This window comes from Rhodococcus sp. F64268 (assembly GCF_023015605.1).
Lineage (GTDB): Bacteria > Actinomycetota > Actinomycetes > Mycobacteriales > Mycobacteriaceae > Rhodococcus.
Map to the genome: position 1 here is coordinate 1 of NZ_JALKAI010000014.1, position 26,298 is coordinate 26,298.

28 protein-coding genes are annotated in these 26,298 nt (G+C 63.9%); 7 read left to right on the forward strand and 21 right to left on the reverse strand.

Going from position 1 to position 26,298, the window contains the following annotated elements; genetic code table 11:
• Positions 1–549: 549 nt before the first annotated feature.
• Together MWU77_RS22630 and MWU77_RS22635 are read right to left on the reverse strand one after the other, a co-directional pair.
• Entirely contained in the window at positions 550–816 is a 267-nt protein-coding gene (locus MWU77_RS22630; protein ID WP_308198852.1) for a cold shock domain-containing protein, read from the reverse strand.
• Between the two features lie 12 nt (positions 817–828).
• Positions 829–2,307: an LGFP repeat-containing protein gene (locus tag MWU77_RS22635; protein ID WP_247274826.1), complete on the reverse strand. Its 1,479-nt coding sequence runs from the start codon at positions 2,305–2,307 to the stop codon at positions 829–831.
• Here MWU77_RS22635 and MWU77_RS22640 point away from each other — a divergent pair.
• Positions 2,276–2,677, forward strand: coding sequence for a hypothetical protein (locus MWU77_RS22640; RefSeq protein ID WP_247274827.1), 402 nt, complete (start codon positions 2,276–2,278; stop codon positions 2,675–2,677). The genes MWU77_RS22635 and MWU77_RS22640 overlap by 32 nt on opposite strands.
• Before the next feature lie 330 nt (positions 2,678–3,007).
• Entirely contained in the window at positions 3,008–3,238 is a 231-nt protein-coding gene (locus tag MWU77_RS25060; protein WP_247274828.1) for an LGFP repeat-containing protein, read from the forward strand.
• Positions 3,239–3,278: 40 nt separating this feature from the next.
• On the opposite strand, the gene MWU77_RS22650 is transcribed toward MWU77_RS25060, so the two are convergent.
• Both MWU77_RS22650 and MWU77_RS25170 read right to left on the reverse strand, forming a co-directional pair.
• Positions 3,279–3,614 (reverse strand): hypothetical protein, encoded by a 336-nt coding sequence (locus tag MWU77_RS22650; RefSeq protein WP_247274829.1) that lies wholly within the window; start codon positions 3,612–3,614, stop codon positions 3,279–3,281.
• 37 nt (positions 3,615–3,651) lie between these two features.
• Positions 3,652–4,008 (reverse strand): histone-like nucleoid-structuring protein Lsr2, encoded by a 357-nt coding sequence (locus tag MWU77_RS25170; protein WP_374229960.1) that lies wholly within the window; start codon positions 4,006–4,008, stop codon positions 3,652–3,654.
• A gap of 83 nt (positions 4,009–4,091) precedes the next feature.
• Between MWU77_RS25170 and MWU77_RS24845 the strand changes: the two genes are divergently transcribed.
• Positions 4,092–4,487: an Abi family protein gene (locus MWU77_RS24845; protein ID WP_308198853.1), complete on the forward strand. Its 396-nt coding sequence runs from the start codon at positions 4,092–4,094 to the stop codon at positions 4,485–4,487.
• Positions 4,484–5,107 carry an Abi family protein gene (locus MWU77_RS24850; protein WP_308198854.1) on the forward strand — a complete coding sequence of 208 codons (624 nt, stop codon included), beginning with the start codon at positions 4,484–4,486 and terminating at the stop codon, positions 5,105–5,107. The genes MWU77_RS24845 and MWU77_RS24850 overlap by 4 nt, the downstream gene beginning before the upstream one ends.
• Positions 5,108–5,151: 44 nt before the next feature.
• Here the strand turns inward: MWU77_RS24850 and MWU77_RS25065 are convergent, their stop codons facing one another.
• From MWU77_RS25065 to MWU77_RS22730, 15 genes are all read right to left on the reverse strand, one after another.
• On the reverse strand, positions 5,152–6,093 hold the full coding sequence (locus tag MWU77_RS25065) for a recombinase family protein (RefSeq protein ID WP_247274830.1): 942 nt from the start codon (positions 6,091–6,093) through the stop codon (positions 5,152–5,154).
• A 598-nt stretch (positions 6,094–6,691) separates the two neighbouring features.
• Positions 6,692–7,576 (reverse strand): SDR family NAD(P)-dependent oxidoreductase, encoded by an 885-nt coding sequence (locus MWU77_RS22665; protein ID WP_169690694.1) that lies wholly within the window; start codon positions 7,574–7,576, stop codon positions 6,692–6,694.
• Positions 7,577–7,581: 5 nt separating this feature from the next.
• Positions 7,582–8,487 carry an LLM class F420-dependent oxidoreductase gene (locus MWU77_RS22670; RefSeq protein ID WP_169690695.1) on the reverse strand — a complete coding sequence of 302 codons (906 nt, stop codon included), beginning with the start codon at positions 8,485–8,487 and terminating at the stop codon, positions 7,582–7,584.
• 132 nt (positions 8,488–8,619) lie between these two features.
• Positions 8,620–9,165, reverse strand: a complete 546-nt coding sequence (locus MWU77_RS22675) for a hypothetical protein (RefSeq protein ID WP_247274831.1) — start codon at positions 9,163–9,165, stop codon at positions 8,620–8,622.
• The gene (locus MWU77_RS22680; RefSeq protein WP_169690696.1) at positions 9,162–10,373 is read right to left on the reverse strand and encodes an MlaD family protein; all 1,212 of its coding nucleotides are present in this window, start codon (positions 10,371–10,373) and stop codon (positions 9,162–9,164) included. The genes MWU77_RS22675 and MWU77_RS22680 overlap by 4 nt, the downstream gene beginning before the upstream one ends.
• A complete protein-coding gene (locus MWU77_RS22685; protein ID WP_169690697.1) occupies positions 10,370–11,431 on the reverse strand; it encodes an MCE family protein in 1,062 nt (353 codons plus the stop codon). The genes MWU77_RS22680 and MWU77_RS22685 overlap by 4 nt, the downstream gene beginning before the upstream one ends.
• On the reverse strand, positions 11,428–12,543 hold the full coding sequence (locus MWU77_RS22690; protein ID WP_247274832.1) for an MCE family protein: 1,116 nt from the start codon (positions 12,541–12,543) through the stop codon (positions 11,428–11,430). Before MWU77_RS22690 ends, MWU77_RS22685 begins: the two co-directional genes overlap by 4 nt.
• A complete protein-coding gene (locus MWU77_RS22695; protein WP_169690699.1) occupies positions 12,540–13,577 on the reverse strand; it encodes an MCE family protein in 1,038 nt (345 codons plus the stop codon). Before MWU77_RS22695 ends, MWU77_RS22690 begins: the two co-directional genes overlap by 4 nt.
• A complete protein-coding gene (locus tag MWU77_RS22700; protein WP_169690700.1) occupies positions 13,574–14,596 on the reverse strand; it encodes an MlaD family protein in 1,023 nt (340 codons plus the stop codon). The genes MWU77_RS22695 and MWU77_RS22700 overlap by 4 nt, the downstream gene beginning before the upstream one ends.
• Entirely contained in the window at positions 14,593–15,786 is a 1,194-nt protein-coding gene (locus MWU77_RS22705; RefSeq protein WP_247274833.1) for an MCE family protein, read from the reverse strand. Before MWU77_RS22705 ends, MWU77_RS22700 begins: the two co-directional genes overlap by 4 nt.
• 95 nt (positions 15,787–15,881) lie before the next feature.
• Positions 15,882–16,745 carry an ABC transporter permease gene (locus tag MWU77_RS22710; RefSeq protein ID WP_247274834.1) on the reverse strand — a complete coding sequence of 288 codons (864 nt, stop codon included), beginning with the start codon at positions 16,743–16,745 and terminating at the stop codon, positions 15,882–15,884.
• Positions 16,745–17,554, reverse strand: coding sequence for an ABC transporter permease (locus MWU77_RS22715; protein WP_247274835.1), 810 nt, complete (start codon positions 17,552–17,554; stop codon positions 16,745–16,747). The genes MWU77_RS22710 and MWU77_RS22715 overlap by 1 nt, the downstream gene beginning before the upstream one ends.
• A gap of 115 nt (positions 17,555–17,669) precedes the next feature.
• Positions 17,670–19,250, reverse strand: coding sequence for a fatty-acid--CoA ligase FadD5 (fadD5, locus tag MWU77_RS22720; RefSeq protein WP_169690703.1), 1,581 nt, complete (start codon positions 19,248–19,250; stop codon positions 17,670–17,672).
• A gap of 280 nt (positions 19,251–19,530) precedes the next feature.
• The gene (locus MWU77_RS22725) at positions 19,531–20,322 is read right to left on the reverse strand and encodes an enoyl-CoA hydratase (RefSeq protein ID WP_247274836.1); all 792 of its coding nucleotides are present in this window, start codon (positions 20,320–20,322) and stop codon (positions 19,531–19,533) included.
• Positions 20,319–21,308, reverse strand: a complete 990-nt coding sequence (locus tag MWU77_RS22730) for a nitronate monooxygenase family protein (RefSeq protein ID WP_169690705.1) — start codon at positions 21,306–21,308, stop codon at positions 20,319–20,321. The genes MWU77_RS22725 and MWU77_RS22730 overlap by 4 nt, the downstream gene beginning before the upstream one ends.
• Before the next feature lie 245 nt (positions 21,309–21,553).
• Here MWU77_RS22730 and MWU77_RS22735 point away from each other — a divergent pair, with 245 nt between their 5' ends.
• Genes MWU77_RS22735 through MWU77_RS22745 form a run of 3 tightly spaced genes read left to right on the forward strand, consistent with a single transcriptional unit; the run spans position 21,554 to position 24,416 of the window.
• Positions 21,554–22,822 carry a TetR/AcrR family transcriptional regulator gene (locus MWU77_RS22735; RefSeq protein ID WP_374229955.1) on the forward strand — a complete coding sequence of 423 codons (1,269 nt, stop codon included), beginning with the start codon at positions 21,554–21,556 and terminating at the stop codon, positions 22,820–22,822.
• Entirely contained in the window at positions 22,819–23,928 is a 1,110-nt protein-coding gene (locus MWU77_RS22740; RefSeq protein ID WP_169690707.1) for an NAD(P)-dependent alcohol dehydrogenase, read from the forward strand. Before MWU77_RS22735 ends, MWU77_RS22740 begins: the two co-directional genes overlap by 4 nt.
• An 11-nt stretch (positions 23,929–23,939) precedes the next feature.
• The gene (locus tag MWU77_RS22745; RefSeq protein ID WP_247274837.1) at positions 23,940–24,416 is read left to right on the forward strand and encodes a DUF4334 domain-containing protein; all 477 of its coding nucleotides are present in this window, start codon (positions 23,940–23,942) and stop codon (positions 24,414–24,416) included.
• Positions 24,417–24,489: 73 nt separating this feature from the next.
• Here MWU77_RS22745 and MWU77_RS22750 read toward each other — a convergent pair whose 3' ends face one another.
• Entirely contained in the window at positions 24,490–25,359 is an 870-nt protein-coding gene (locus MWU77_RS22750) for an oxygenase MpaB family protein (protein WP_169690709.1), read from the reverse strand.
• A gap of 87 nt (positions 25,360–25,446) precedes the next feature.
• Positions 25,447–26,211 (reverse strand): GntR family transcriptional regulator, encoded by a 765-nt coding sequence (locus MWU77_RS22755; protein WP_374229956.1) that lies wholly within the window; start codon positions 26,209–26,211, stop codon positions 25,447–25,449.
• Between the last annotated feature and the right edge of the window lie 87 nt (positions 26,212–26,298).

Sequence of the window (26,298 nt, forward strand, 5' to 3'; positions counted from 1 at the left end):
GGATCGGACGGTGGCGTAGGAACTTCCATCCAATCCCGTAGGTCGCACCCATCACAGTCGACACGCCGTTCACATGGCGACAAATCCCGAGGTCACAGGGCTACGCGCCGACCTTTCCGGGACCCTGGGACTACTCCCGAAATCAAGAAAGGAAACCTTATCCCCCTCAACGGAAACACGAACCCTGTCATGCAATTCAGGAATAATCCATTTGCGTTCCACCCCAGATAATCCTTCGAGGGCCGATGACATAACCTTGGTGAGGACGAACACCCTTGAGAGCAGTTCGAAGCCGTGGAAAAGGTCCCGCTTCGGTGCTCAATCCAGTGCAGCCGCCAATCGTTCACCCAACGCAACGCGGTGATCGTGGCCCGCATTCCTGCCTAGAACCAATGTCGCGGCGGACCATCGGCCCGCCGCGACATTTGACTCAGCCCCCTCAAAATCTACTAGGGAGGATCCCATCCATCGACTTGAGTACCTTAACGATGGACATCTGGACGTGCCCGAGCTGTGTAAGTCCGCACTGTGAGCTTCTAGGCGACTGCCCTAGGGATCCTCACCTCCAGCCGGTTGTATTTTGAGGGCATTGAACCTATATCCATCGATATTAGTGGAAGGCTCCCATTCGAAGTACACTTCCTGACCGGGACTCAATTCATGAAATCCCTTCATATCGATGACGCTAAAGTGCGCCCAGCAGCCACCTGGGGTGTCCTCCGATTCGATCACACCCCACCCGTCCGTTTTTTTCCAGAATGTAACTGACCCAACGCTCATCAACTTCACCACCATATTAGTCGATCCCACTCTCATGATGCATAGGAATCACGCATCAAAGTCGAGCACTGTATACACAAAATACCAGTCTACGAATGATATTCCACCCCACTTATCATCGAAAGAACAGTATCCGTACAATTCTTGCGCAGCCCCTATTGTATTGAATTTTATGGTGGAGTGCATAGGATAATCCACAGTAATTATCGTCTCTGGACTGTATTTGTCGTAGTGGTAATCAGTCGAATTTCCATCTTCATTCCGGAAGGCTTCGCATTTCGCAGGTGTAGCTCCGCCAGCTGCGGCGACAGACTCCACGTACGGGCTGAGCCTCATTCCCCAGGACATGGGGTAGTAGCTAGGAGCCTGACTATAATCTACTTGCCCGCTAAACTTTCCGATTTCGTCCTGTCCGACAAACGTGGTGTCATTCGGATGGAATTGATATCCCCATTCCCCCGGGTTGGGGTCAGAGACAGAACTCAAATCTAGGGTGCTCATTTTCTTGTGTTGAAATTCCTGACTTCTAACCCCGGTTGGAGAGGTCGTCTCATCAGTGGTGGGGTATCCATGTTCCCCATTTTCATATCCGGAATTCTCGTACTGCCATAGGAACATTCCCGTGATGGGGTGTGCCCCGGTGGTTGGGTGCCAGTAGATGACACCGCGCTCGAACCGGCTCATCCGCCCCTGACCGTCCGGCAGATCCAGCGGGTCCTGGATCGGATAACCGAGCAAACTACCAGGCGTTTCGGCCCCGACGGTGTTCCACTTGTCCCGAATCAGGCCGTTGCGGATCGCAGAACCGATCGCATTCTGGAACGCGACGTAGATCGCGCCGCGCTGGAACTCCTGACGACGCCCCACCCCATCGGCGTGCACGATCTCATCGGTCGTCGGATACCCGAGCATCCCGGTGGTGGACTCGTAGCCGTGGATGCCCCAGCGGTTGAGGAAGCTGTTGACCACCGGGTGCGCCCCTGTGTTGGGGTGCCAGTAGATCGGCCCATTCAAAAACGTTACCCGCTCCCCGGTCCCATCCGGGTTGACGATGTTCCCGCTCGACGGGAACGTCAGAAAGCTCGCCGGACCACCGAGGGAGTTGTACTTGTCCCGGATCGCCCCGCACACCTGGAACGGCGACGGCCAATAGGTTTGGCAGGTCACCGCCGCAATCGACATCCGCGACAGAGCGGAGCGTTCCTGCGCCTCCATCATCTCGGCCTTGTCGGCGTCTTCCTTGGTGAACGGCGCCGGGATCTCCTCCCGATCGGAACGCATCTGACCGGGCACGATCTCGGATTTCGGGTTCTGGGTCGGCGCCCAATCCAGATCCGGCTCGGCAGTCTTGGACGAGAGTTCCGGATCGTCCGGGGTAACCGGTTGATCGGCGGCCGGTGCGGCGGGCAGCAGCTCCGCCGGCAACGGTGCGAGGTTCTCCTCGACCGGCGACACCTGCTCCGGCGCAACCTCGGGTGCGGCGGGAGCCGAGACCGTGTCGGACGCCGGGGTGACCTCCGGTGCCACGGGTTCGGGCACCGCCGTGTCGGTGATGCATTCCACCGGCACAGCAAGCGGCGTCGTGGTGGTGGTCGGAGGGGGCGTCGTGGTCGTAGTGGTTGGTGGTGTGGTGGTGGGCACCGCGCACGGATCCACCACAGCGGTCTCCGCTGGTTCCTCGACTGGCACCAGCTCCGGTGCGGCCGGGGTTGTCGTGGTCACCGGCGCGGTCGGTGGTGTCTCGACCGGCTGGGCGAAGGCTGCCGATCCCCCGGCGGCAACCATCAACACCGTCGTGCCCGCGACCAGAGACCGCCGCAGCCATCTGTGTCGGGACATGACGGAGCCACCTGTGGTGTGCGAATCCATCTGTTACCTACTTCTCGTAGTCCGATAGGTACAGCGGTGGCGCCATCGCTTCATTGCAACGTAAACGGTTTCCCAAAAACCACAAACGCAACAGATAACACTTTTGTCACAGAAACCGTTCGACCTGTATTTTTCTGCAAACGGGTACCGAACCCGACATTCGGTGCTAGACAGACAAGATCGTCTCCACCCGGAGACGAGGGGCACCCCTGCGGGGGATGGCCGCGAATTGATTTGCAGGAGAGCGTAATGCGGATGCATGACGGCGTGACGAGGTCGAGGATGCTGCGACAGCGACGGATGACCACCGGTGTGGCCGCCGCGGCCCTGGCGGCGGAGGTGCCTGACCGGCGGTGGTGTGGCCGCGGCCGCGCCGCTACAGCCAGCGGCAGACTGCCAGACGTATTGGCCGTCGCCATTCCAGGTATGCGATCAGATCAAGGACCTGTACAACAGTCTCGGTGGGGCGGCGAGCCCGCTCGGGTTCCCGTCGTCGGCGGCGCAGCCGTACGGCACCGACGGGCTACGGCAGACGTTCACCGGCGGCGCGATCATCTGGACACCGGGCACCGGCGCCTACGTCGAATAACCCCGGCGGCTGCGGCGCGGGCGGGCAACGGACACCCGGATCAGAAAAAGATCTGCCGGACATCCTCGATCCGGGCCAGCTCACCCGCGGCGGTGTCGGGGTCGCTGGCGGCCAGCCGCACCGCTGCCTGCGCGGTCTCAGCGATCCAGCTCGAGTCGTCATCGCAGGTGTAGGTGGCGTGATCACGCATCCGCCCGTGTCGGTCGACGTCGAAGACCATCACCCGTTCGTGCGGGTCGGCGAACATCGCTCTGCGGATGAAATCAGCGGCGCCGGGGCGGCGTTTCGGCGGTGCAAGCTGTGTCAGCTGCCAGCCCAGCAGCTGTAGCTCGGCGAACGGATACTGCGTCAGGAACTTGTACTGTCGCGACCTCATGATGGCGAGGATGCCTGCCGGCACCGACACGCTCCCCCTACAGACGCACTCCCTGACACCGGGACTGTGAAAGGAAAGTCGGGTGCGGGGTGCGTCGACTCGCCAAGAATGCCGTCGGAGTCGCCGGGGCGAGCCCGACGGTTCGGGGGGTGGAGGGCGGGGTGCAGAGGACACTTCGGGAGTGCACCACCGTCATGGTGGGCACCGGCTGTGACCGTTCGAACGGTGTGGCCGCCTCAGGTGCAGGTGTGGCGGCGTCGAACTGGTCGAGGACATCGCGCGGAACCCGGCCGCGGGAGCTGACCGCGATCTCCTGGCCTTTCGCCCATGCGCGGATCAGCGAGCTGATAGCGGTCCCGGCCTGGTTTGCGGGTCTGTGATGTCCGTCGCGCATTTTGTCGGCGTTCTTCGCTACACTGGGTAGCAACACGGCCAGCCTTCCGCTCTTTCGAGGGGGAGGCTGGTTTTCTGGTTTCCGTGAGTCGCTCCACCTACGGCAAACCGTTCAAGACCATCCCCGAGCAGCGCCAACTGCTGGAATCGCGAGGGATGACGATACCGGACCACACCGCGGCTGAACGGTGGCTGGGTTCGGTCGGCTACTACCGCCTGAGCGGCTATTGGTACCCCTATCGCGTCCGAACTCAGGCTGCCGGTGCACCGCCGGTCATCGGCGACGACTTTCAGCCGGGCACCTCGTTCGAGCAGATCGTCGAGCTCTACGACTTCGACCGCACACTCAAACTTCTCGTTCTCGACGCCATCGAAAGCGTCGAGGTCGCGATGCGACTGCGTGTCGGCCACACCCTCGGTCGCCGCGGCGCCTTCGCTCACACCGACCCGAACATGCTCAGACCGAGTTCGTCGGGGTGAGCAGTCCGTCCCTACCGCCAGCGCACGCCGAATGGCTCGAGAGCGCGCACGCGAAATGGATCCGCAAAGTCGCACAAGAACAGTCTCGGTCGAAGGAAGAGTTCGTCAAACACTTCACTCGTAAGTACGGTGGTCCCCTCCCGGTGTGGGTAGTCACCGAGATCCTCGACTTCGGGGGCCTGTCCCGACTGTACGAAGGGCTCCAACAAAAAGACCGCGACGACATCGCCTCCGGCTTCGGTCTGACGGACAACTCCGGAGCCGGTCACGGTGCCGCCTTGGTGAGCTGGATGAAGAACCTCAACTACATTCGGAACACCTGCGCACACCACTCGCGGCTGTGGAACCGCAACATCGACGTCCAACTGTCCTACCGTCATCTGCTGGTGGTCCCCGAGCTGCACCACGCCGCGTCACCGACCGTGACGAAGCGGGTCTACGCATCGTTGGCGGTGCTGGCCTACCTTCTCGAACGCATCAGCCCGGGATCGACATGGGCGGCGAACATCATTCGCCACATCAGGACCGGACTCGCGAAGATGAATCGATCCGAGGCCGAGATAGGCTGCCCGTCAGGATGGACGACCGAAGCCCTCTGGGTGCAGCAGACCGATCCGTGATGGACAGCCCTCGCTTTCCACTCCGTCCCCGCCGACCGATCAGGTCAGATGTGGTCGCCGCACACCGGACTCGTGTCGACGGTCCAGCCCCGCTCTTCGAGCCACCGCACAATCGCAGCAGGCAACGCACCGCCGCCCTCGATGCCGCTGATCAGCGCCCCCTGCCCGCAGCGCGTGCAGGTGACCGCCACAACCTGCTCGTGGGGCTGACAGCGGGCGCAGTGCCGCCGTTCACGGACCTGCCCGCCTGGGTCGAGGTGCAGCCAGAGCGTGTCGAGGTCGTCGAGATGCGGGATCATCTCCCGCCGCGTCGACGGCCGGTATCCGCAGGTTGGGCACTCGAGCCGATCCGCCGACGCCGACGCCGACTCCGGCACCGTCACAGCCGATGAAGCAGGCACGGGCTCCGGCGAATCCGCGGCGGTAACCGGCTGGGCCGGCCGCGCAGGCAGGTGCCGGTAGAGGGTCGAGCGGGTCAACCCGGTCTTGGCGACGATCTCGGCGACGGTGGCGCCGCCGTCCCGGAGTTGGATCGCGTGCGCGATCTGGGATTCGGACACCACTGACGGGCGGCCGGTGCGCCGGCCTTTCGCGGTGGCCACCGCCCGAGCGTGGGCGGCCCGTTCGAGGCTGTAGGTGCGTTCCATCTGCCCGAACAACGCCAACAGCACCACCGCCAGCTGCGCCATCGGATCGTCCGGATCCGACGAGTCGATCCGGATCGGATCGGCGAGGTTCCGCACCCCGACACCGCGTTCGTGCAGGTCGTGGATCAGGTTCAAGGTGTCCCGCACGGTGCGGCCCATCCGGTCCAAAGTATGAACAACGATGACGTCCCCGCCGCGGGCGTACTGGAGCAGCGCCGTCAGACCCGGTCGGTCGAGGGTGGCCCCGGACTTCTTGTCGACATAGATGCGCTGCGGGTCGACCCCCGCCGCGGTGAGAGCATCGATCTGCCGGTCGAGGTCCTGCTTGGTCGTCGACACCCTCGCCTAGCCCAGCTCCATGCGCCGGACAGTACCGAAAGTTGTGTCCGTACGAATGTTTCGACACGCAGTTGTGGACTCAACTTTTGAGACGCGGTTTCCTGGCCTTCACCACAGGTGGACCGGTAATCGTGAACCGTCCTGAAAGCAAGGAAATGAGACACTACGCAACCTCAATCCCTTGGCGTTGGACCGGCGGCGCCGACGAGCTTCTCCGCGGTTCAGCTTGCGACTGGAATAGGCCAGTGGTCGATCTCAGTCTCAGTGGCGTTGTCCTGATCCTAGGATTCCTGCCGGAACCGTCCGGACGCTACTGGATGGGCCATCGAAGTATCGCTTCGGACCAGGGGTAGCCGTAGTACTCGGACAGCGACACCATCAACCCTCGTCCGGAGCCCTCCTGATCTCGGCCAGTCAGGCAGGTTCGCGGCGCGACGCCACTCAGCCTGCGAGAAAGCTACGTCGAGCGTGTATTCATCCCACCGCGTTACTCATCCAAAGTGCCCGCGTACGGCTCCGAAGCGGACCTCGCGCATCTTGATCGGTGGCTGCAGCGCGTGGATCCTCACGAAGACCTCGGCCTGATCCGCCGTTTCAGCTATGCGCCGGTTGCGTCGGCCGGGCCTGCGCCGGCCAGGATTCGCGACGGAACATGGTTCGCCCAGCCGGATTCGGGCCAATTGAACCAACCTGACGATGCGAAGGTCCCGCCGTCCGGGTGCAACGTCGTCCCGGTGATGAATGCCGACAACTTCGATGCAAGGAAAACCACACTGTTCGACACATCGGTGACGTGTCCTGCCCGGCCCATCGGGATCGCGACACGGAGCCCGTCGGGAGTCGACAGGGACGAATCACCGCCGCCGAGGGAGGCCAGCTTGGCGAGGTTGGGAGTCGGAACGTAGTCGGGCGCCACATTGTTGACCCGGATGCCGTCAGGGGCAACCTCGATCGAGAGCGTTCGCGCGAACTGCTCGACAGCCGCCTTCGCCGCCGAGTAGACAGCGAAACCCGGCGCCGCCCGGTGCGCTTCGATTGTCGTGAGATTGATGATGCTGCCACCGCGCCCACCGGCCTGCATCCGGGGCACTGCGAGCGAACACGCGTGGAGCACGTGCGAAAGGTTGGTGCGCAGAATCGCGTCCCACCCCTTCGCGCCGGTGTCGACGAACTGCGCCCGAAACGTGCCTCCGACGATGTTGACGAGGGTGTCGACCCGGCCCCAACGCTCGTCGACCTGCTCGAACAGCGCCGTCAGCGCGTCGGGTTCGCGGACGTCGCCCTGCGTGACGATGCAGTCGACGCCCTGCTTGTCGAGCGAGTCGCGTAGCTCCTTCACCGCAGAGTCATCGAGGTCGATGACAGCGGGACGCACGCCGTTCGCGGAGAGATCCTCCACGATGGCGGTGCCGAGGCCTCCGGCGCCGCCGGTGATCACGGCGACGGTTCCGTCCAATCCAGCACGTTCTTCGAACCAACCCATACCGCTCACCCTCGCCCGATATAGGTGGATCCGAAGGACTCGAGGAATTCGACGGTGGCCGAAAGACTCTCGATGGGGCACGACACCAGCACCCAGTCGACTCCGGCCTTCTCCAGTCGGTCGAGCACGTCGCGATGCCTGTCGACGTCGACAGTGGGCGAGGAGATCTCACTGCTGTACGAATAGACGACATCGATGTGGTCGGTGCGGCCTGCGGTGACCGCCTGTGCACGGAGCTCGGCGATATCGCCGCCGAGTTGCTCGACCGGGCCGAGTTCTGCGGTGCGTGCCGTTGTACTCAGGGTCGCGCCACCGGACATCGGCATCCACCCCTGGGCGCGCTGCGCAACCCGGCGCCTGGTCAGTTTGGAGTTGCCTCCGATCCAGATCGGAATCGGATCCTGAACGGGGCGGGGTCGGGCGATGATGTCCTGTGCGCTGAAATGCCGCCCCTGGTACGAGAACGGTTCGCCGCTCCAATGCATCGGGAGCACATCGAGCGCCTCGTCGAACAGTGCGTTGCGCTCGTCGAAGTCCACGCCGAGCGCATGGAATTCACGTTTCTGATAGCCCGTTCCGATGCCGAGGGTGAACCGACCACCGGACAGCTTGTCCAAGGTGGCCGCTGCCTTCGCGAGCAGGAACGGATTGCGGTAGGGAACTACTGCGAGATAGGTGAGCAGCCTCAGCCGCTCGGTCGCGGCGGCCACGTAGCCGAGCGCGACGAATGAATCGAGAGTCTGATGCCCGCCGCGGTCGAGCCACTTCGCACCCGGTGCCGGATGTTCACTGAACGAGAGAGCATCGAATCCTGCCCGTTCCGCCGCGACGGCGACATCGCGCAGCGGGCCCGGGTCGAGAACATCGCCGTCGGAACCGCTGATCTCGGGGTAATGGAAGATGAAGCGCATCGCCTGCCTCGTCGCACCTGAGAATCCAACCGGGATTCTGAATCGAGAAAACTATCCTTCCGATTCAAGATAGTCACATTCTCAGGTGATGCAACAGGGTCTGCGCGCAGTCCGGCCGCGGGCTCGTGGTCGCTACTTCGCGTCGGCGCCGTCGAGCATCCACTTGCCGTCGATGCGCTTCAGTGTGATGAGGAACCTCGTCGCATCGGTTCGCCCCTCCGGGACGACGACGTTCTTCACGTCCTGATCCAGAAACACCAGCACCGTGGCCGTGTCGCCGTCGAGCGTCTCGAGTCCGGCGTGCGAGACCGTCGCGACCGACGCGCCCTGGCCGTTCTCGACAAGTCCGCGCAGGTCACCCGCGACACCCGAGTACTTCGCCGCGAATTCCTCGGTGGAGGCCGCAGTCACGGCCGCGAGTGAATCGTCGAACGACTGGTAGTCGTAGGTGCCCAAAGTGGTCGCATACTCCCGAGCAGCGGCGACCGCATCGGTACGCAGAGACTCGGCCTGCTCGGCCTGCCACCACCGGAAACCGAAGAAACCCGCGGCGAGAGCCAACAGCACGATCAACGCGATGGCTACCGTCCGTCCCTTCCCGGAGCGGCGAATGGGCTCCTGTTCCGATGCGTCGCTCTCGGTGGCGACGGAGACGTCGATCGGTTTCTCATCAATCAATTCCCGAGTCCTTCCAGGAGTTTCTGCCAGTAGTTCAGGACCTCGACGCCCGTCGGGATCAGGAGGGGGTCGTCGGCCATATCCGGCCCGGACACGGCGCCCGGAGTGGTCTGCCCCTGCAATCCCAGATCATTCGGCCTCGGCGCAACACGTGCGCCGCGTTGGGAGAGATCTTCTCCTGGCGGGCAGTACAGGGAGTGGTTGGGCTCACGCGGACTCTCGTCACCGACCATCATCCGCTGGGTGTCGTAGACGCAGACCGGTCCCTGCGTCCCGACCAGAGAGAAGTCGGCGCGGTCGCCGTCGACGATGCCCGAGAGGTCGGCGAGCGTCGCGGGCATTGCATCGAGGAGCGCAGAGGCCGCAGGCGCACGCGGACCTGCCACCTCTCCGATCGTGACGAGATTGGTCATGAGCACACCGAAGTTGTCCTTCGTACCGGCGAACAATTCTTCGGTACGTGCAAGCGCATCGGGTGAACGGTCGAGCAGGTACACCAGCGATTCTCTACTCCCGACGAGCTGGTCCGACACGTCGCGGAAGGCACGCATCGAACCGGGGAAGCTCTCCGAGTTACGCGCGAGAGAGTCGATCAGTCCGAGGCCTTCGTCGAGCAGTGTCGCAATGGTCGGGGCGCGTTCGGCAACCATTGCGGACAGGGAGTCGGCGTTCTCGAGCAGTGCCTGGAGTTCCGGTCCGGTGTCGCGGAGTGCAGTGCTCCATGTATCGCCCAGCGACACGATCGAATCGGCGTCGATGCTCTCGACGAGCTCGGTCATGTGCAGCAGCAGTTCATCGAGACGCATGCCCTGCATCTCCTCCGGCACCCGGAGTGTGTCGCCGCTGCGCAGATACGGTCCGTCGGCGGTCTCGGGCTCGATGTCCAGCGCAAGGATGCCGATGGCCGTCGCAGTGGACACCCGGCCCACGCTACCGACAGGGATCTGTGTTCCAGGATCGAGCGCGAGTTCCGCTGTGGACCCGACACCGCCGGAATTGATCGTGACCGACTCGACCGTTCCCACCGCGACACCGCGATAGGTGACCGAGGTGCCCGGCCCGATACTGCGTGCATCGGCCAGCGTCGCTGTCAGCTCGACGGCGCCGCCGAGACTCTGCGGTCCGAGCACATAACGGACGCCGAACACGGTCGCGAAGATGCCGACCAGCACGAACGCCACCAGCTGAACGAGAACGGGGCGGGTCATCGGAGTCCACCTTGCAGCAGGTCGGCGAGGTCCGACGCGATGTCGACGGGCTGCGATGCGTCGGTCTCTGCGCCGGGCGGCAAACCACCGGTGACGAGCAGATCGATCGCGGCAGGGATGTCGAAGGCACCGTCGAAGAGCAGATAGTCGCCCCGCACCGCCGAGTTGAAGCCGGCGATGAAACCGTTGACGTTGACGAGCATCGACCCCACCGTGGCGTTGAAGTCACGGATTCCCGCAGTGATCTCTGCGAGGTCGTCGACCGCGGTACCGATCGTGGCGTCTTCGGCCATCACCGTATCGATCGACGACACCGCTGTTGCCGTGCTCGACACCAATGTTCGGAGGTCCTGTTGCTGCGCGGCAAGGAGCCCCATCAGAGCCGTACTGTCGGCGATCCCGTTGTCTATCAGCTCCTGCTGCTGCGCGAGCCGCGCGGTCACCGAATCGACGGCCGCGAGAGTCCGGTCGAGATACTCGGTGTTCTCGTCGGCCAGCGCCATCGTGGAGTCGAGCTTCGTGAGCATCGTACGGATCGACGCCCCGCGGCCTCCGAAAGCAGCATCGAGCTCGGTAGTGATGGTGCTGAGTTGGTCCAGCCCGCTGCCGTTGACGACATTGCCGAGCATCGCGAAAGTGCTCTCGATGTCAGGTCCGAGCTCGGTCCGGGTGATGGTGTCTCCTTCGGCGAGCAGTTCCTTCGATGCCTCTTCAGGCAGGTCGATCTGGATGTACGGGCTGCCCAAAGCCGAGGGCAGACGAACCGACGCACCGACGTTCGCCGGGAGATCCACGGACTCGTCCATGCTCAGCTCGACGAACGCCTGCTTGCCGTCGGTGGACATCGAGTACACGCGACCCACGATGGCCTGCCCGGCCCGGACCTCCGCACCGAGATCGACACGGTCGGCGCTCTCGAAGACCGCGGTCACGATGAATGTGGATCCTGGCCCGGTACGACCCATCGGCAAACTCTGGAAGCTCAGGCCACAACCCGACGTCAGCAGCCCGACCACCACAGCGAGGGCGACGAATACGATCCTGCTCCGCCGTGTCATCGCGGACCTCCCTCTCCCAGAGCGCGATCCAGCGACTCGGGAACAAGGTCCTCATACGGATCGGACAGGTCGAACGGCACGGTGATCGGATTGGTGAAACCTGCGCCGGTACACAGCGGCAGGCGTTCGCGAGCGCACAACTCCTGCGCGCGAGGGAATTGACTGATCTGAGTCGAGATGTTCAGACGGATCCGGCCACGTCCGTTCTCCCCGATCGCCTGGTCGATGTTCTGCATTGCCAGGGGCAGGACGTCGAACAGCTCCGCGAGCCCCACCTCGTTCGCGGCAAAGGTGTCGGTGAGGACACGGGCATTCGCCATGACCTGTTCGACGTCACCTCCGCGCTCGGTGAGGAGGGTGTCGAGCTGATCGAGGATCGTGCTCAGCTGGGAGATCGGTGCCGACACATCGAGGTTCTGCCGCTGCAGCTCCTCCCCGAGTTCGGCGACACCGTCGACCAGTTCGGTGAGTGATCCCTCACGAGAGTTCACCGCGCGCACAGCCACCCCGAGATCATCGATCAGTCCGCCGATGTCCTCGGACTTTGCTCCGACCACCGAGGTCGCCTGCCCCAGCGCGACGATGGCACGGTTCATCTGCTCACCGAGGCCCTCCGTCGCGTCGGCGGACACTTCCAGCGTGCGACCGAGATCGCCGCCTTCAGGCCCCATCGCCGCTGCGAGCGTGTCGATGCTCTCGAGCATCTCGTCCCAATTGATGGGTGAATGACTACGTTCGACGGGAATCACGCCGTCGTCGCCCAATTGGGCTCCACCGCGGTAGGCAGGCGCGAGCTCGACGAACCGGTCGCTGATGACCGACGGGTTCATCACGAACGCCGTGACATTCTCAGGTAATGCGATATCGGACGGGACAGACATCGTCACTTCGACGTATGTCCCGGCGGGACGGACCTCTTCGACGGTACCGACGGGCAGGCCCAGCACCGCAACGTTGCTCCCGGGGTAGATTCCGCTCACGGTGGCGAACTGCGCAGTGACGGTGCGGGTCCGGTCCGGGCCCACCACGTACCAGACTCCGGCGGCGCACAACGCCAGCACCGCAACGATCGCGACTCCGCGAATCAGCCATGTCTTCGCAGTCGGATTCACTTGCAGCCCTCCATCACTGCGATGGCGCACAGGAAATTGTCGGGTATGGGACCTGCGGGTGCGTGCACGTCGACCCACGTCCCGTTACCCGACGCATTGGTGGCCGCGCGTAGAGCGGACGGGAATTCGAGGAGGATGCGGTCGATGTTATCGGCGTTCGCCGCAAGCGTGTCGGTCACCGAACGCATGTTCCCGACGAGGGCGTTCAGGTCGTCGGAGTTGTCGGTCAGGAACGTCTCGGCCGACTCTGTGAGCGTTCGAAGATCCTCGACCAACTGGAAGAGCGCGTTTTTCCTCGCGGTGAGGATGTTCACCACCGCGGTAGAGTTCTCCACGAGCGCGGCGACATCTTCGCTCTGATCGGTGACGATCGACGTGAGCGATTTCGATGCCTGCAACAGGGAAGTGATGCGAGCGTCGTTGCGCACCAGCATCTGCGAGGTCGCTTCCACCCCCGCGAGCGCTGAGGAGATCTGCTCTGAATCGGATGGCATGGTGTCGGCGAGAGTCTGCATCATCGCCTCGAGTCCTTCGACGTCGAGGCCGTCGGCCACACGCTCGGCATCGGTGGCGAGCTCGTCGAGACTGTATGGAACACCGGTGCGGTCCAGGGGAATCAGACCGTCATCGAGCTCACCTGCTCCGGCAGGCTGCACCGAGAGATACACCTTCCCGAGAACGGTCTTCAGTTTGACCTCGGCGCTCGTCCGGTCGCCGAGTGTCTGCGACCGGTCGATTCGGAAACCGACGATCAAGCGATCACCGGACAACTCCATCGACTCCACCCGTCCGGCCGGAACTCCCGCCACATACACAGGATCATTCGGCTCGAGTCCTGCAGCGTTCGCGAGTTCGGCCGTGTACGAGTCCGTGCGCAACCAGTACACCACCGTCGGGGCTGCCAATGCCGCCAGCATGAGCACCGCTACCAACGCCATACCTGCGATACCCAGCACGATCGGGTTCGCATTCCGGTCGTGTCTACCGGAGAAGATCGCGGCGAAGGTGTCGCGAAGTGTGCGCCCGAGACTCATCGGCACACCTCCGAATAGGTCGACCCGAAGATGTTGGTCTCGAAGTCGTTCGATTCGATCGTGAAATTGCACATGTAGAGGTTGAGCCAGCCGCCGTAGTCGCCGATCCTGTTGATCTTGTGACCGAGTTCGGGCAGCAACGCCATCGAGCGGTTGAACTCGTCTGTCTGTGGAACCCAGGCATCGGTCATGGCTCGTAGGTCGGTGACGGTGGTATCGAGCGGTGCCATCGCGCCGGCCATCAGCACCGCGGTGGACCGCACCGCAGCGGAACCGCGATCGATGAGGGTGGCGAGCTGATCGGTGTCGCCGGCGAGCGCCTGCCCCACCACATCCATGCCCGAGATGAGTTGTGATATTTCGTCGCTTCGCCGGTCGACGACAGTGACGAGTTGTTCGAGGTTCACGATGACGTCGTTCAACACCTGTTCCTGCTCGACGATGTCCGTGCTGACGGAAGCCACGTGCAGAAGCAGTGATTCGAGGGTCGCGCCCTGTCCTTGGAAGGCGTCGACGACCGAGGCGGCAAGGGAATTCATCTGCGCCGGGTCGAGCGCTTCGAAGAGCGGCTTGAATCCGTTGAGCAGGGCGGTGAGGTCGACGGGAGGGGTGGTCTGCTCGATCGGGATCGTCGAGCCGGGTTCGAGCACCTGACCGGCCGTGTCATCGGGCAGGCTCAGGGCGACGTACTTGACTCCGATCATGTCGCCGTAGTTGATGTCGGCGAGCACGTCGGTAGTGAGCTCGTGTCCGGCCTCGATTTCGAAGTCGATTGCAGCACGGGATGTACCGTCGTCCTGCGGTTCGAATCTCACATCGGACACCTGGCCGATGCGGACCCCGGCGAGGGTGACGTCGCTGCCCGGGGTGAGACCTTCGACATCGGTGAATTCCGCGGAGTAGTCGGTGGTGGATCCGACGATGGGGCGTTCCAGGGTGTTGCCGACCAGGACCGCTGCAAGGACCCCTACCAGGCAGAACCCGGCGAGCTGGATTCCCGGGCCGATATTCGATCTCACGGGATACTCACCGCCGCTCCTCGGACCAACGGGCCGAGCAGGACCGAAGCCGCGGTGGATGGATCATGCAGTAGTGCTGCAGGATCGGCCGGGTCGATACCGGCAGAGATCTGTTCGAGAAACCCGAGCGGCGCGCTCTCTGCAACGCCCGACACGACCTGTCTGCGGCTGGTTGCGGAAGTCTGCACCGGGTCGCCGCAGTTCGAGCCTTCCATGCCGGGGTACCGCGGGCAATCCGCACTGGTGTACGGCATGGGATCAGCGAAGTCGGCGATGGCGGTGATGTTGAACCGGCCTGTGGAGAATACTCGTGCGCCCGCTTCACCGAAGATTCCCACGTTCTTCAACGTCGCGTCGAGTCCCTCCGTGTTGCCTGCGAAGGCGCCGACGACCGGCGCTCCGTTACGCACGACTGCGATCATGTTGTCGGTGTTCGCGGAGAGCAGGTCGGCTCCCTGCGTTCCGAGCGCGGCGCCGCCGGACAGGAGGCGGGCAATTCCGTCCTCGTGTTCGAGCGCGATTCGTGACAGTTCCGAGGCATTCTGCATCACAGAGATGACGTCGTCGGTGGCGGCAGACATCGACTCCGCCACGGCCGCCATCTGCGGCGCCGCCGCGATACCGGTGTCGACGAGCGGACCGAGGTCTTCCGTGAGCGCGGCCATCCGATCGATCGTGACACCCAGCGCTTCTCCACGCCCCTCCAGGGCTTGGCTCACCGCATCGAGTGCGATGGACAATTGTTCGGGACGCAACTGTTCGAGCATGTCGGCGGCACGATAGTAGAGATCGGCGAGTTGCACGGCCTCATCCGACGTGTCGAAGACGACCTCGGCGCCGTCCGACAGCCGCGGGCCGATCTCCGGATTCTCCGGCGGGACGAGCTCGATGAACACGTCGCCGAACAGCGTGCGCGGCACGATCCGTGCTACCACGGACGCGGGAATCTCGGCGATCCCGTCCTCGCCCAGTTGCATGGTGAGGCGAGAGCTTGCGACACCTGCGTCGATTCCGATGACGGACCCGACGTGCACCCCCTGGTACTGCACACCCGCGGCCCCCTGGATCAGGCCGGCTTCGGCCGGAACTGTCGCGTTGACCTGCGGATCACGCGAGAGAACACCTGCGCCCGACGCCACGAGCAGGCCGCCGATGATGATCAGGACGACGGACGCGATCGCACCGATCACGGCGAGCGCGCCCCTTCCCGGCCCTCCCGTCCGGTTCCTGCGTTGCCTTGCGACTGTGCTTCCGGTTCTCGACCGTTCGATGGTGGCAGTGCTTGTCACGACAGCCCGACCCCCGGAATCGTCGGGACCAAGCCCCACAATGCAAAGGTGAGAACCACATCGGTGACACCGATTGCGAGGATGCTCGTGCGCAGTGCCCGCCCGGCAGCGCGGCCGACGCCTTCGGGTCCGCCGGACGCATAGAACCCGTAGGAGCAGTGGACGATCGCGACGATCATCGCGAACACCACGGCCTTGGTGAGTGAGTACCACAGGTCGGACGGGGACAATGCGAGGTGGAAGTAGTAGTCGTAGGTTCCCGCCGAGTTCCCCTGGAAGTTCATGACGACGAGTCGGGTCGCGACGTACGATCCGAGCAGGCCCACCATGTAGATCGGGATGACACATACCGCAGCGGCGATGAGACGCGTGCTCGCAAGGAAGGGCACCGATCGCACGGCCATCGCGTCGAGTGCATCGATTTCGTCGGAGATCCGCATCGCCCCGAGCTGTGCGGTGAACCCGGTACCGACCTTGGCGGCCAACGCGATCGACGCGACAACCGGAGCGAGTTCGCGGGTGTTGGCGATCGCCGAGAGCATCCCCGACAGCGACGTCATACCGATGAGTTCGAGCCCTCGCTGGGTTTCGACCCCCACCATCATGGCGGCAACCGCGGACATCGCGAGCACGATGCCTATCGTGCCACCACCGGCGAGCAGCGACGCGTAGCCGAAGCTGACTTCCCCGATGTGACGCAGGACGTGCGAGAAGTACCGGTGCAGCGCCGTGGGAATACCGGCGACAGCACGGAAAGCGAACACGACGTGGCGGCCGACTTCGGCACATCCGTCGACCACTGCGGTGAACGGACGCCCCACCGCCGACCGCGCTCGTGCCGCGGTGGAATACGAGATCATCAGTACGTACCCACTGCCGGTACCATCACCGTGTACATCTGGGACAGAACGGTATTGACGACGAACACCATGATGAAGGCGAGCACCACGCCTTCGTTGACTGCATCGGCAACACCACTCGGACCGCCTTTGGCATGAAGTCCCTTGAACGACGCGATGAGAGCCGACGTGACACCGAAACAGGCCGACTTGACCATGGCCATGACGAAGTCCGACAGGCGTCCGTACTCGGACAGGGTACGGAGGAATGCTCCGCCGGACCCGTCGTTGAGATAGATCTCGTACAGATAGCAGGCGCCGATACCGACGACGGTGACGAGCGCGCACAGGACGATCGACACGAGCACCGATGCGATGAGGCGGGGGACCACAAGCCGGTCGATCACGTTGAGGCCGAGGACCTCCATCGCATCGATCTCCTCGCGAATGGTGCGCGAACCGAGGTCGGCGCAGATTGCAGAACCACCGACCCCGGCGAGCATCAGCGCGCACACCAGCGCCGCCGCCTGCCCCACGACGACGAACGATACGATCGCGCCTGAATAGGCGCCGGCGCCGAGTTGCCCGGCGAGGGATCCCACCGACACGGCGATGAGCACGCCGATCGGCAGCATGAGCAGAAGTGAAGGTCCGCTACATACCCTCGCGATGAACAGTGCCTGCGTAAATGTCTCCCCCAGAGACAGTTTCCGCTGGGCGACTACACGGAACGCCGCGACGAGCGTCTCGAGCGAAAAGCCGACCAACGCACCGACCTGGATAGCCAGGTCGTGCGCAGGGCCTTTCGCCTTCGGAAGCTCGAATGCCACGTTCCCCACCCCCCCCCTCGGTGTCTACTGTTCATATGCCGGGCATCGACGGCCGGCGCCTGGTCCATCCCCTCCGCATGCCGTCCTGCAGTGTTGCGGAACGGACTTCAGGAGTTCAGCCCTGCGTGACGGCGGACAGCCCGCCGCGCAGTTCGCCCTTGACGACCTTGCCACTCGCGTTGCGCGGCAGTGCGTCCACGATCACGATGTCCTTCGGATGCTTGTAACGCGCGAGATGCTCGTCGAAGTACGGCTGCAGGACTTCGAGGGTGAGGTCGTCGTTGCCGGGCTTCGGCGCAATGACCGCGACGGGTACTTCACCCCACTTCGCGTCGGGACGACCGATGACAGCCGCCTCGAGAATTGCGGGATGTCCGAACAGGACGTTCTCGACCTCTGCGCAGTAGATGTTCTCACCACCGGAGATGATCATGTCCTTCTTGCGGTCCACGACGTAGACGAAGCCTTCGTCGTCGATGCGCACGAGGTCTCCGGAGTGGAACCATCCGCCGTGGAATGCCTCCGACGTGGCCGCCGGGTTGTTCCAGTAGTCGCGCATCATGGTCGGACCGCGGTAGACGATCTCACCGACCTCACCGGGAGCGACATCGTTCATCTCGGTGTCGACCACTCGTGCCTGGATGGTCGGGATGACGCGCCCGACCGAGCCGAGCTTGCGGATCGCATCCGCGCCATCGAGCACGCACGTGATCGGCGACATCTCGGTCTGGCCGAACACCGCGACGTTGAACGCATCCGGGAAGGTCTCGGCCATGGCGCGCAGGATGGTGTCCGAGCTCGGGGCAGCGCCCCAAGAGATGTTGCGCAGGGCGAGCTTACGCGGATTCGCTTGCTGCGCAGCACACACGGCCTGCCACTGCACCGGCACGAGGAACAAGCTGGTGACCTGCTCGGCCTCGAGCACGTCGAGCAGCGCACCCGGATCGAATGCGCCGACGGGGTGGATCACGGTGGTGGTGCCGAGCATCAGGCTCGGTGCGATCGATCCGAGCGCAGCGATGTGGAACATCGGCGAAGCACAGAAGCCGATGCCCGTCTCGTCGAACTGCTGGAAGGCCCTGATGCAGGTGAGCGCTTGGGCTTCCATGTTGGAGTGGGTGAGCACTGCCCCCTTCGGGCGACCGGTGGTGCCCGAGGTGTACATGATCAGCGCCGGGGTGTCGTTCGGGATATCGACCTGCGGGTGCGGGTCGCCTTCTTCGGCCACGAGGGCGTCGTACGATACTGCGTCGCCCTCGGGCTCCGCACCGATCGTGATCGCCAGGTCGATGCCTTCGGACTGCGCGCGGGCGGCAGCAGCGAGCGGCACGAGCGGGCCCTCGGCAACAATCGCCTTCGCGCCCGAATCGGCCACCAGGAACGCAACTTCGGATGCGGTGAGACGGAAGTTCACCGGCACGGCGATCGCTCCGATTGCGTTGGCCGCGAGCACGATCTCGATGTACTCGGGTCGGTTGAGCATCAGGACGATGATGCGATCGCCGAAGCCGATGCCGCGACGCGACAGCGCATCCGCAAGCTTCTCGACGCGCTCGTCCAGCTGCGACCACGTGATCGACTCTCCGAGGAACCGGAACGCGGTGCGATCAGGTGTCATCAGGGCGTGACGCGCGACCTGGTTGTTCCAGTTGTTGCTGCGGTAGCGGTGCGCATCCGAGACAGAAGGGGAAACCATCGACGGTCCTCTCGAGACAGGAAAGCTTCAGGACGAAGGGGCGCGGCAAATACCGGCATCCGGTGTGATGCACCCTACATGCAAATTCCGATCGTGACCAGACATTTGTTAATCGAAATTCACATCGGATTCGATGAGAAATCCGATCAACGGACACGCGGTGCATCCTTCGGCAGGATGCCTGAGAAATAGTGCATGAACAGCTGTTGGAGGCCCCGGAGGGCGGGTGACGAAACCGCATCCGCCACCCGCACCCGGGGTTCACATGTACACGCGGACTCTAGCCGAAATCGGGCCGCCGCTTCTGCAGCACGGCCATTGCACCCTCGGCGAAATCGGCGGAGGCGAGCAGTTCGACCTGGCCGGTCTTCTCGAGCGCCAGCGCATCATCGAGAGCGGGAAGAGTCGCATTGTTGAGTGCCTGCTTGGTGAGCGCGAGAGCGCGGCGAGGACCTCGTGCAGTGCGAGCCGCCACTGCATCGACATGCGCGGTGAGTTCGCCGTCCGGCAGGGTGCGGGCCACGAGACCGTAGTGGGCGGCGTCGGCCGCCGACACACGTTCGCCGAGCAGCGCCATCTCGGCCGCACGGGCCCGGCCGATGGCCGCGGGGATCAGCATGCTCGATCCACCATCGGGCATCAGTCCGATGTTGACGAAAGCCAGGAGAAAGTAAGCACTTTCGGCTGCGTAGGTGAGATCGGCCGCCACGGCGATCGACACACCGACACCGGCGGCGGGCCCGTTGACCGCCGCAACGACGGGCACGGGCGATTCGACGATCGCGCGAATCAACGAGTTCGCGGTGTCCATGACGACATTCGGGTCGGTCGGGTTCGCCCCCGCAGCCGCAAGGTCGGCCCCGGTACAGAACGCGGTGCCCTCACCCGTGAGAACGATGGTCCGGACGCGCTCGTCCGTTCCGGCCGCTGCCACCGCGTCACGCAGTGCGCCCATCGTCCCGAGATCGAGCGCGTTCATCCGCTTCGGGCGGTTTATCGTGATCCGGAGAATTCCGCCCTCCAGGTGTGAACGAAGACCTTCCACGGTGATGCCTTCCGCCGTCTCGGTCATGCTCGTACCCCTGCCTCGGCCGCAACGATGCCGTTCAGACGCCCGGTGATGAGCGCCTCGGCCTCGGAGACCATCCTCTCGACGAGCGCGGCTACCCTCGGAATGTCGTCGATCAGCCCCTGACTCTGGCCCGATGTCCAGATACCGGCATCGACATCGCCCTCTTCGAAGACGGTGCGACCACGAGCGCCTGCGACGAGGTGCGCGATGTCGGCGAATTCTGCGCCGCGGGATTCGATCTCGACTACCTCCTTGCTGACCGCGTTCGCCGCGACACGTGCTGTGTTGCGGAGCGTACGGAAGATCAGCTTCGTGTCGAGCTCGGTGTTCGCCACGATCTGTTCTTTGACCTGCTGTGCCACAGGGGACTCGACTGTGCACATGAAACGGGTGCCCATGTTCACGCCGTCGGCGCCGAGGGCGAGCGCGGCGACGAGGCCTCTCGAGTCGGCGATGCCGCCCGACGCGATCACCGGAATCCTGAGTCGGCGGGTTGCGGCGGGGATGAGAACCAGACCGGGGACGTCGTCCTCGCCGGGGTGCCCGGCACACTCGAAGCCGTCGATGCTCACAGCGTCGACGCCCACACGCTCAGCTTTGAGGGCATGCCGAACGCTCGTGCACTTGTGGATGACCTTGATTCCCGCATCCTTGAAGAACGGCAGGTGATCGACCGGGTTGGAGCCGGCGGTCTCGACGATCTTGACGCCCGACTCGATGATCGCGGCGCGGTACTCCTCGTACGGCGGCGGTGTGATCGACGGCAGGATGGTGAGGTTGACTCCGAACGGTTTGTCGGTCATCTCCCGGCACCGTGCGATCTCGCGAACCAGGTCTTCCGGAGTGGGTTGCGTGAGCGCTGTGATGAATCCCAGCGCACCTGCGTCGGCCACTGCTGCGACCAGCTCGGCACGGCCGACCCACATCATGCCGCCCTGAACGATGGGGTGCTCGACCCCGAACGCCTCGGTGAATCGGGTCCTCAAGAGTCCTCCTCGAATCGGCGCGGGACGCGCCACTACGCCCCCACGTACCCGCTCTTCCAGAGTCAATCGGAAGAATCAGCATTAACTTTGGAGGTCGCGATTGTGTTTGTCAATACACTTTGTTCTGGGGTTTTGGTACGAGATCGGTGGTCGAAGTACATTCTGATTCACGGGTCTCAGCTGTTACCTTTAGGATGACTCTCCGCGATCGGTCGCGGGTCCGACACAATCGACGAGGAGTTCAGGTGGCCGAACACGCGCAGGTCGGGGCGCGCGCACGATCAATCGCCGATGGCAAGACCGCCGGGGTGCGCCGACGCCCCAAGAACCGCAAGGCGCAGATCGCAGCCGTCGCGGCCGAAGCCTTCAGCGAGCGCGGCTATCACGGCGTGAGCATCGACGAGATCGCCAAGACCGTCGGCATCTCGGGGCCCGCCCTCTACCGCCATTTCCCGAACAAGTACGCGCTGTTCCGGCACGCGGTCAATGAGCTGGCCGACTCTCTCGGAGCTGCCGTCGACGAGTTCGACTCCGGCGACGACACCGATCCGAGCGACACCCTCGACCGTCTGCTCACTGCGACGATCCGCACCACCATCACCAACCGTCGAACCGGCGGGCTCTACCGGTGGGAACGTCGTTACCTGTCCAAGGACGACCGTCTACAAGTTCGCGGCAAGATGGTCGCGATCAATCGACGCCTCGCCCAACTCACGGCGCAGCTTCGTCCCGACCTCACCGCCTCCGACTACGTGGTGCTCAGCACTGCACTGTTGAGCACGATCGGCTCGATCACCACCCATCGCGCACCGCTGTCGAACCGTCGGCTCCAGCAACTCCTGCTCGACGCGTGCCACTCGATTCTGGCGACACCTCTCGCTCCCGCCGATCCCGATTCCGGCGAGCCGCCGACCAAGTCCGGTCTCGCTACGTCCAACAAGCGCGAAGTGCTGCTGCACGAGGCAGTTCTGCTGTTCGACGCACACGGCTATCACGATGTGAGCATCGAGGAGATCGGTGCCGCAGCCGGAATCAACGCTTCCGGTGTGTACCGGCACTTCCCGAGTAAGGCCGATCTGCTCGCCACGGCGTTCCACCGTGCGGGCGACCGCGTTGCGATGTCCGTCGAGTCGGCACTGACCGAATCGTCGACCTCCGACCAGGCACTCGAGCATCTGGTGGACGTGTTCGTTCGGCTGGCGTTCGATCACAGTGAGCTGATGTCGGTCTATTTCGCCGAGATCGGCAACCTCCCGAAGGCCCACCGCAGCGACCTCCGCAATATCCAGCGCTTGAACATCGAGGAGTGGGCGCGCATCGTCGCCGAGTTACGCACCGATCTCTCGGCCGTCGAATGCCGCTTCCTCGTCCACGCTGCGCTCATCCTGTCCCTCGACGTCGGACAGGTGATGCGCTTCCGGAGTACGGAATCCAATCGGAGACGAGTGCAGCAGCTGATGCTGGCGGTGCTCGTGGGCAACCGCAGCGAGTCCGGTGAGGTGCTGCGCCCATGAGCCGTATCGCGCGGGCTGCCGTGTTACGCGAACACAGCGCTCCCATGCAGATCGAATCCGTTGTGGTCCCCGAGCTCCGGGCCGACGAACTCCTCGTGAGGATCCGCGGCGTGGGAATCTGTCACACCGACCTCACCGCAGCGTCCGGCGGAGTGCCGATCCCCCTTCCTGCGGTACTGGGCCATGAGGGTTCGGGGGTGGTCGTCGAGGTCGGTGCCAACGTCGTCGGCCTGCGCGTGGGCGATTCAGTGGTCATCGGCTTCGATTCCTGCCGGAGCTGCCGCAACTGCCGCCGTGGCCGTCCCGCCTACTGCGCGCGGTTTGCTCCGCTGAACTACTCGGGTACCCGACCCGACGGCACGTCCGTATTTCACGACGGCTCGGGCAAACCGGTTCACGGCAACTGGTTCGGTCAGTCGTCGTTCTCGTCGCTCGTGGTCGCGACCGATCGTAACGTCGTCCGTCTCCCTCCCGGTGTGCCCGTCGAACTCGCAGGCCCACTCGGGTGCGGACTCGCCACAGGAGCCGGCACCGTCCTTCGCGTCCTGCAGCCCGAATCAGGTTCATCGATAGCAGTATTCGGTCTCGGTGCGGTAGGAATGGCGGCGGTCATGGCCGCGAAGATCGCTCGCTGCGACACCATCATCGGCATCGACCCGAACCCCCGTCGGCATTCGCCGGCACTCGAGCTGGGCGCCACTGCGGTCTTGTCTCCCGACGAGGTCGACGACATCGGCCGCCACATCCGCCGCAGCACCGACGGAGGCGTCGACTACGCGGTGGAATCGGTGGGGTCCGAAGCAGTCATCCGCCAGGCGATGTCGTCACTCGCGAGCCCGGGAGTGTGCGCGACCCTCGGCCTACGCGGAGGACGGAACCCGATCACGATCGATCAGACGCATCTACTGAGCGGCCGCACACTGACCGGGGTCATCGAGGGCGACGCCGACCCACACGTCTTCCTTCCCGAACTCGCAGCATTCTGGCGCGACGGCCGCTTCCCCGTCGAGAAAATCACCAGCACATTCCCCTTCGACAAGCTCGACGACGCCTTCGCCGCAGTGACTGCAGGTGAGGTCGTCAAGGCCGTACTCACCTTCGACTGACAGGAACCGACATGGATGTCGCCTCGGAACTCGCAGCACTACGTGCCCGCACCGACCGAATCGACCCCCGTGAGCTCGACGCTCTCTGGGAGCGCCTGGAGCCCGCACGGATCGACGACCTGGTCGGATACCGGTGGAGAGGATTCAGTTTCGACACCGGTCACCGCACCCACCACATGCTCGGCGGTGCCCGCTGGTACGGGAAGTCCTTCGTCTCGGTCTCCGAGGTCCAGCCGCTCGTATGCCGGGACGACGACGGAGAGTTGTTCTCCGACAAGAAGACCGGTCGCGGCGAAGCGAGCCTGTGGGACGTCGTGTTCCGCGGCGAGGTGACCGCGACGATGGTCTACGACGGGATGCCGGTGTTCGACCATTTCAAGAAGGTGGACAACGACACCGTCATCGGCGTGATGAACGGCAAGGGTGGACTCGTCTTCGACGGCGGCGAACACTATTGGTTCGGGCTCGAACGCGACGTCGCGCTCTGACCCACCGCCCGTATCCGGATGTCGTCCTCGGTTCGATGAATCGGCCGAGGACGACATCCGTCGTGCTGGGGCGTCAGACGATGCGACGACCCGAGGCGAAGCGGCGCCGCATATCGCGCAGGTAGTACGTGGCGGACAGTTGCCGGATCGGCCGCGGCACCCTTCTGTACACCGGGGGCACGACCTTCCAGAACAGATCGAACCGGCGCTGGTCGCGAGGGCTCCACGGCAGGGAGAATTCGTCGCGCATGCGCTGGGGCAGAAGGCCGATGGTCATGAAGCGCTGTAACGGCATGAGCAGCTTCACGGGAAGCGGGGAGTCGCCGCCCCCGAGCAGACCGCGGGTGAAGGACCGCACCTTCTCATCGACGTCCATCGTCGCGATCATGTTGTCCCAGTATGCGTCGAACTCCGCGCGTGTGGCCGGCCACATGTCTTCTTTGACCTGCAGCGCCGTGCCGTAGACCGCGGATTGCTGGTAGATCCATTCGAGGTCTGCGTCGGAGAGTTTGTGGAACATACGCTCGTACATCTGGACGCCGTTGCGGTAGAGCGTTGCTGCAACCCACAATTGGAGTTCCGGATCGAACGCATTGTAGGTCTCGGATCGCACCGGTACGTGAGCTTTGTTGACCATCCGGACGATCTGCCTACGCTCTTCCTGCGTACCGAGAGTAACCGCGTATACGTATGTCATCGTGGTGCGCAACCGGTCGAGCGGACGCTGGAGAGTGGTGCTGTGATCGGCCACGCCGTGTCCGGTACCACGGTCGGCGAGTTGCAGCAGCACCGTTGATCCGGCACCGAGGAGAAGCATCGATTCGCCGACGAAATCCGCGAGATCGACCGAGCCACGCTCGACCGGAGCACGATCGACGGTGGCGTGATCGGCGAGGCCGTCAACTGCGCTGTCGGGCTCGTTTACTTCCACTGTTGATGCCATGGGTCGCCTCCTCGGCGAAAGTACGGATGCTGCAGTGTCATCCAAATTGTGCACGCCCGTGCTCAGATAGGCAAGGGGCCTTGTTCCCTATTTGCCGCCCGCACTCTCGGCGAGCCGCCTCCGGTGGGCCAGAAGCCGGGCTGCAGCGTCGTCGAACTGGACCAGGGTCTGCGTGATGACCTCGTTGTGCTCCCCCGCACGCATCGCAGCGATGAGCCGCTCGTGCGACCGCACGGCCACCACTCCCCACTGCGGGTCCCGGGCGAACAATCGATACGGCAGCGCACGGGCGGCAGTATCGAGAAACCATGCAAGCTTCGGACTGTTCGCGATTCGATTCACCTCGCGGTGGAAGCACCACTCGGCATCGGCAATTCGCTCGACGTCGCTCGATGCCTCCGAACCCGCCGAGGCATTCGACGCACTCACGCACACACGCAGGCGCTCGTTGAGATCTCCCAATCGCTCGAGATCGCCTGCAGCGGCGCGATCCGCAGCCCGCAGGGCGAGCTCGACCGCGAGTTGCCCTTGCAGCCAGAAGATGTCGTCGATGTCGGAGCCACTCATCGGCGACACGCGGTATCCCCGATTCGGTGCGGACTCGACCATGCCCTCACCTCGCAGTGTGAGCAACGCCTCCCTGACCGGCGTGACGCTGACTCCGAGTTCTGCTGCGGTCTCGTCCAATCGGATGAATTCGCCCGAGCGGAAGGAACCCGACATGATCGCGCTGCGCAGGTGGGAGGCCACCTCGTCGGAGAGCTGCGGGCGTCTCCGCATACGCGTCGGATCCGTACTCGATGTATCCCCAGTGGCAGCAACGGCATCGGTTGCGCGGGTCGGCGAGGCCATATGTTTCTCCTGACGGCCCGAAGCGAGCGGAGCGGGCTTGTCCGTTCGGTACGAGGCGCATAGTGTGAGCTCCACTACAGCTAATCA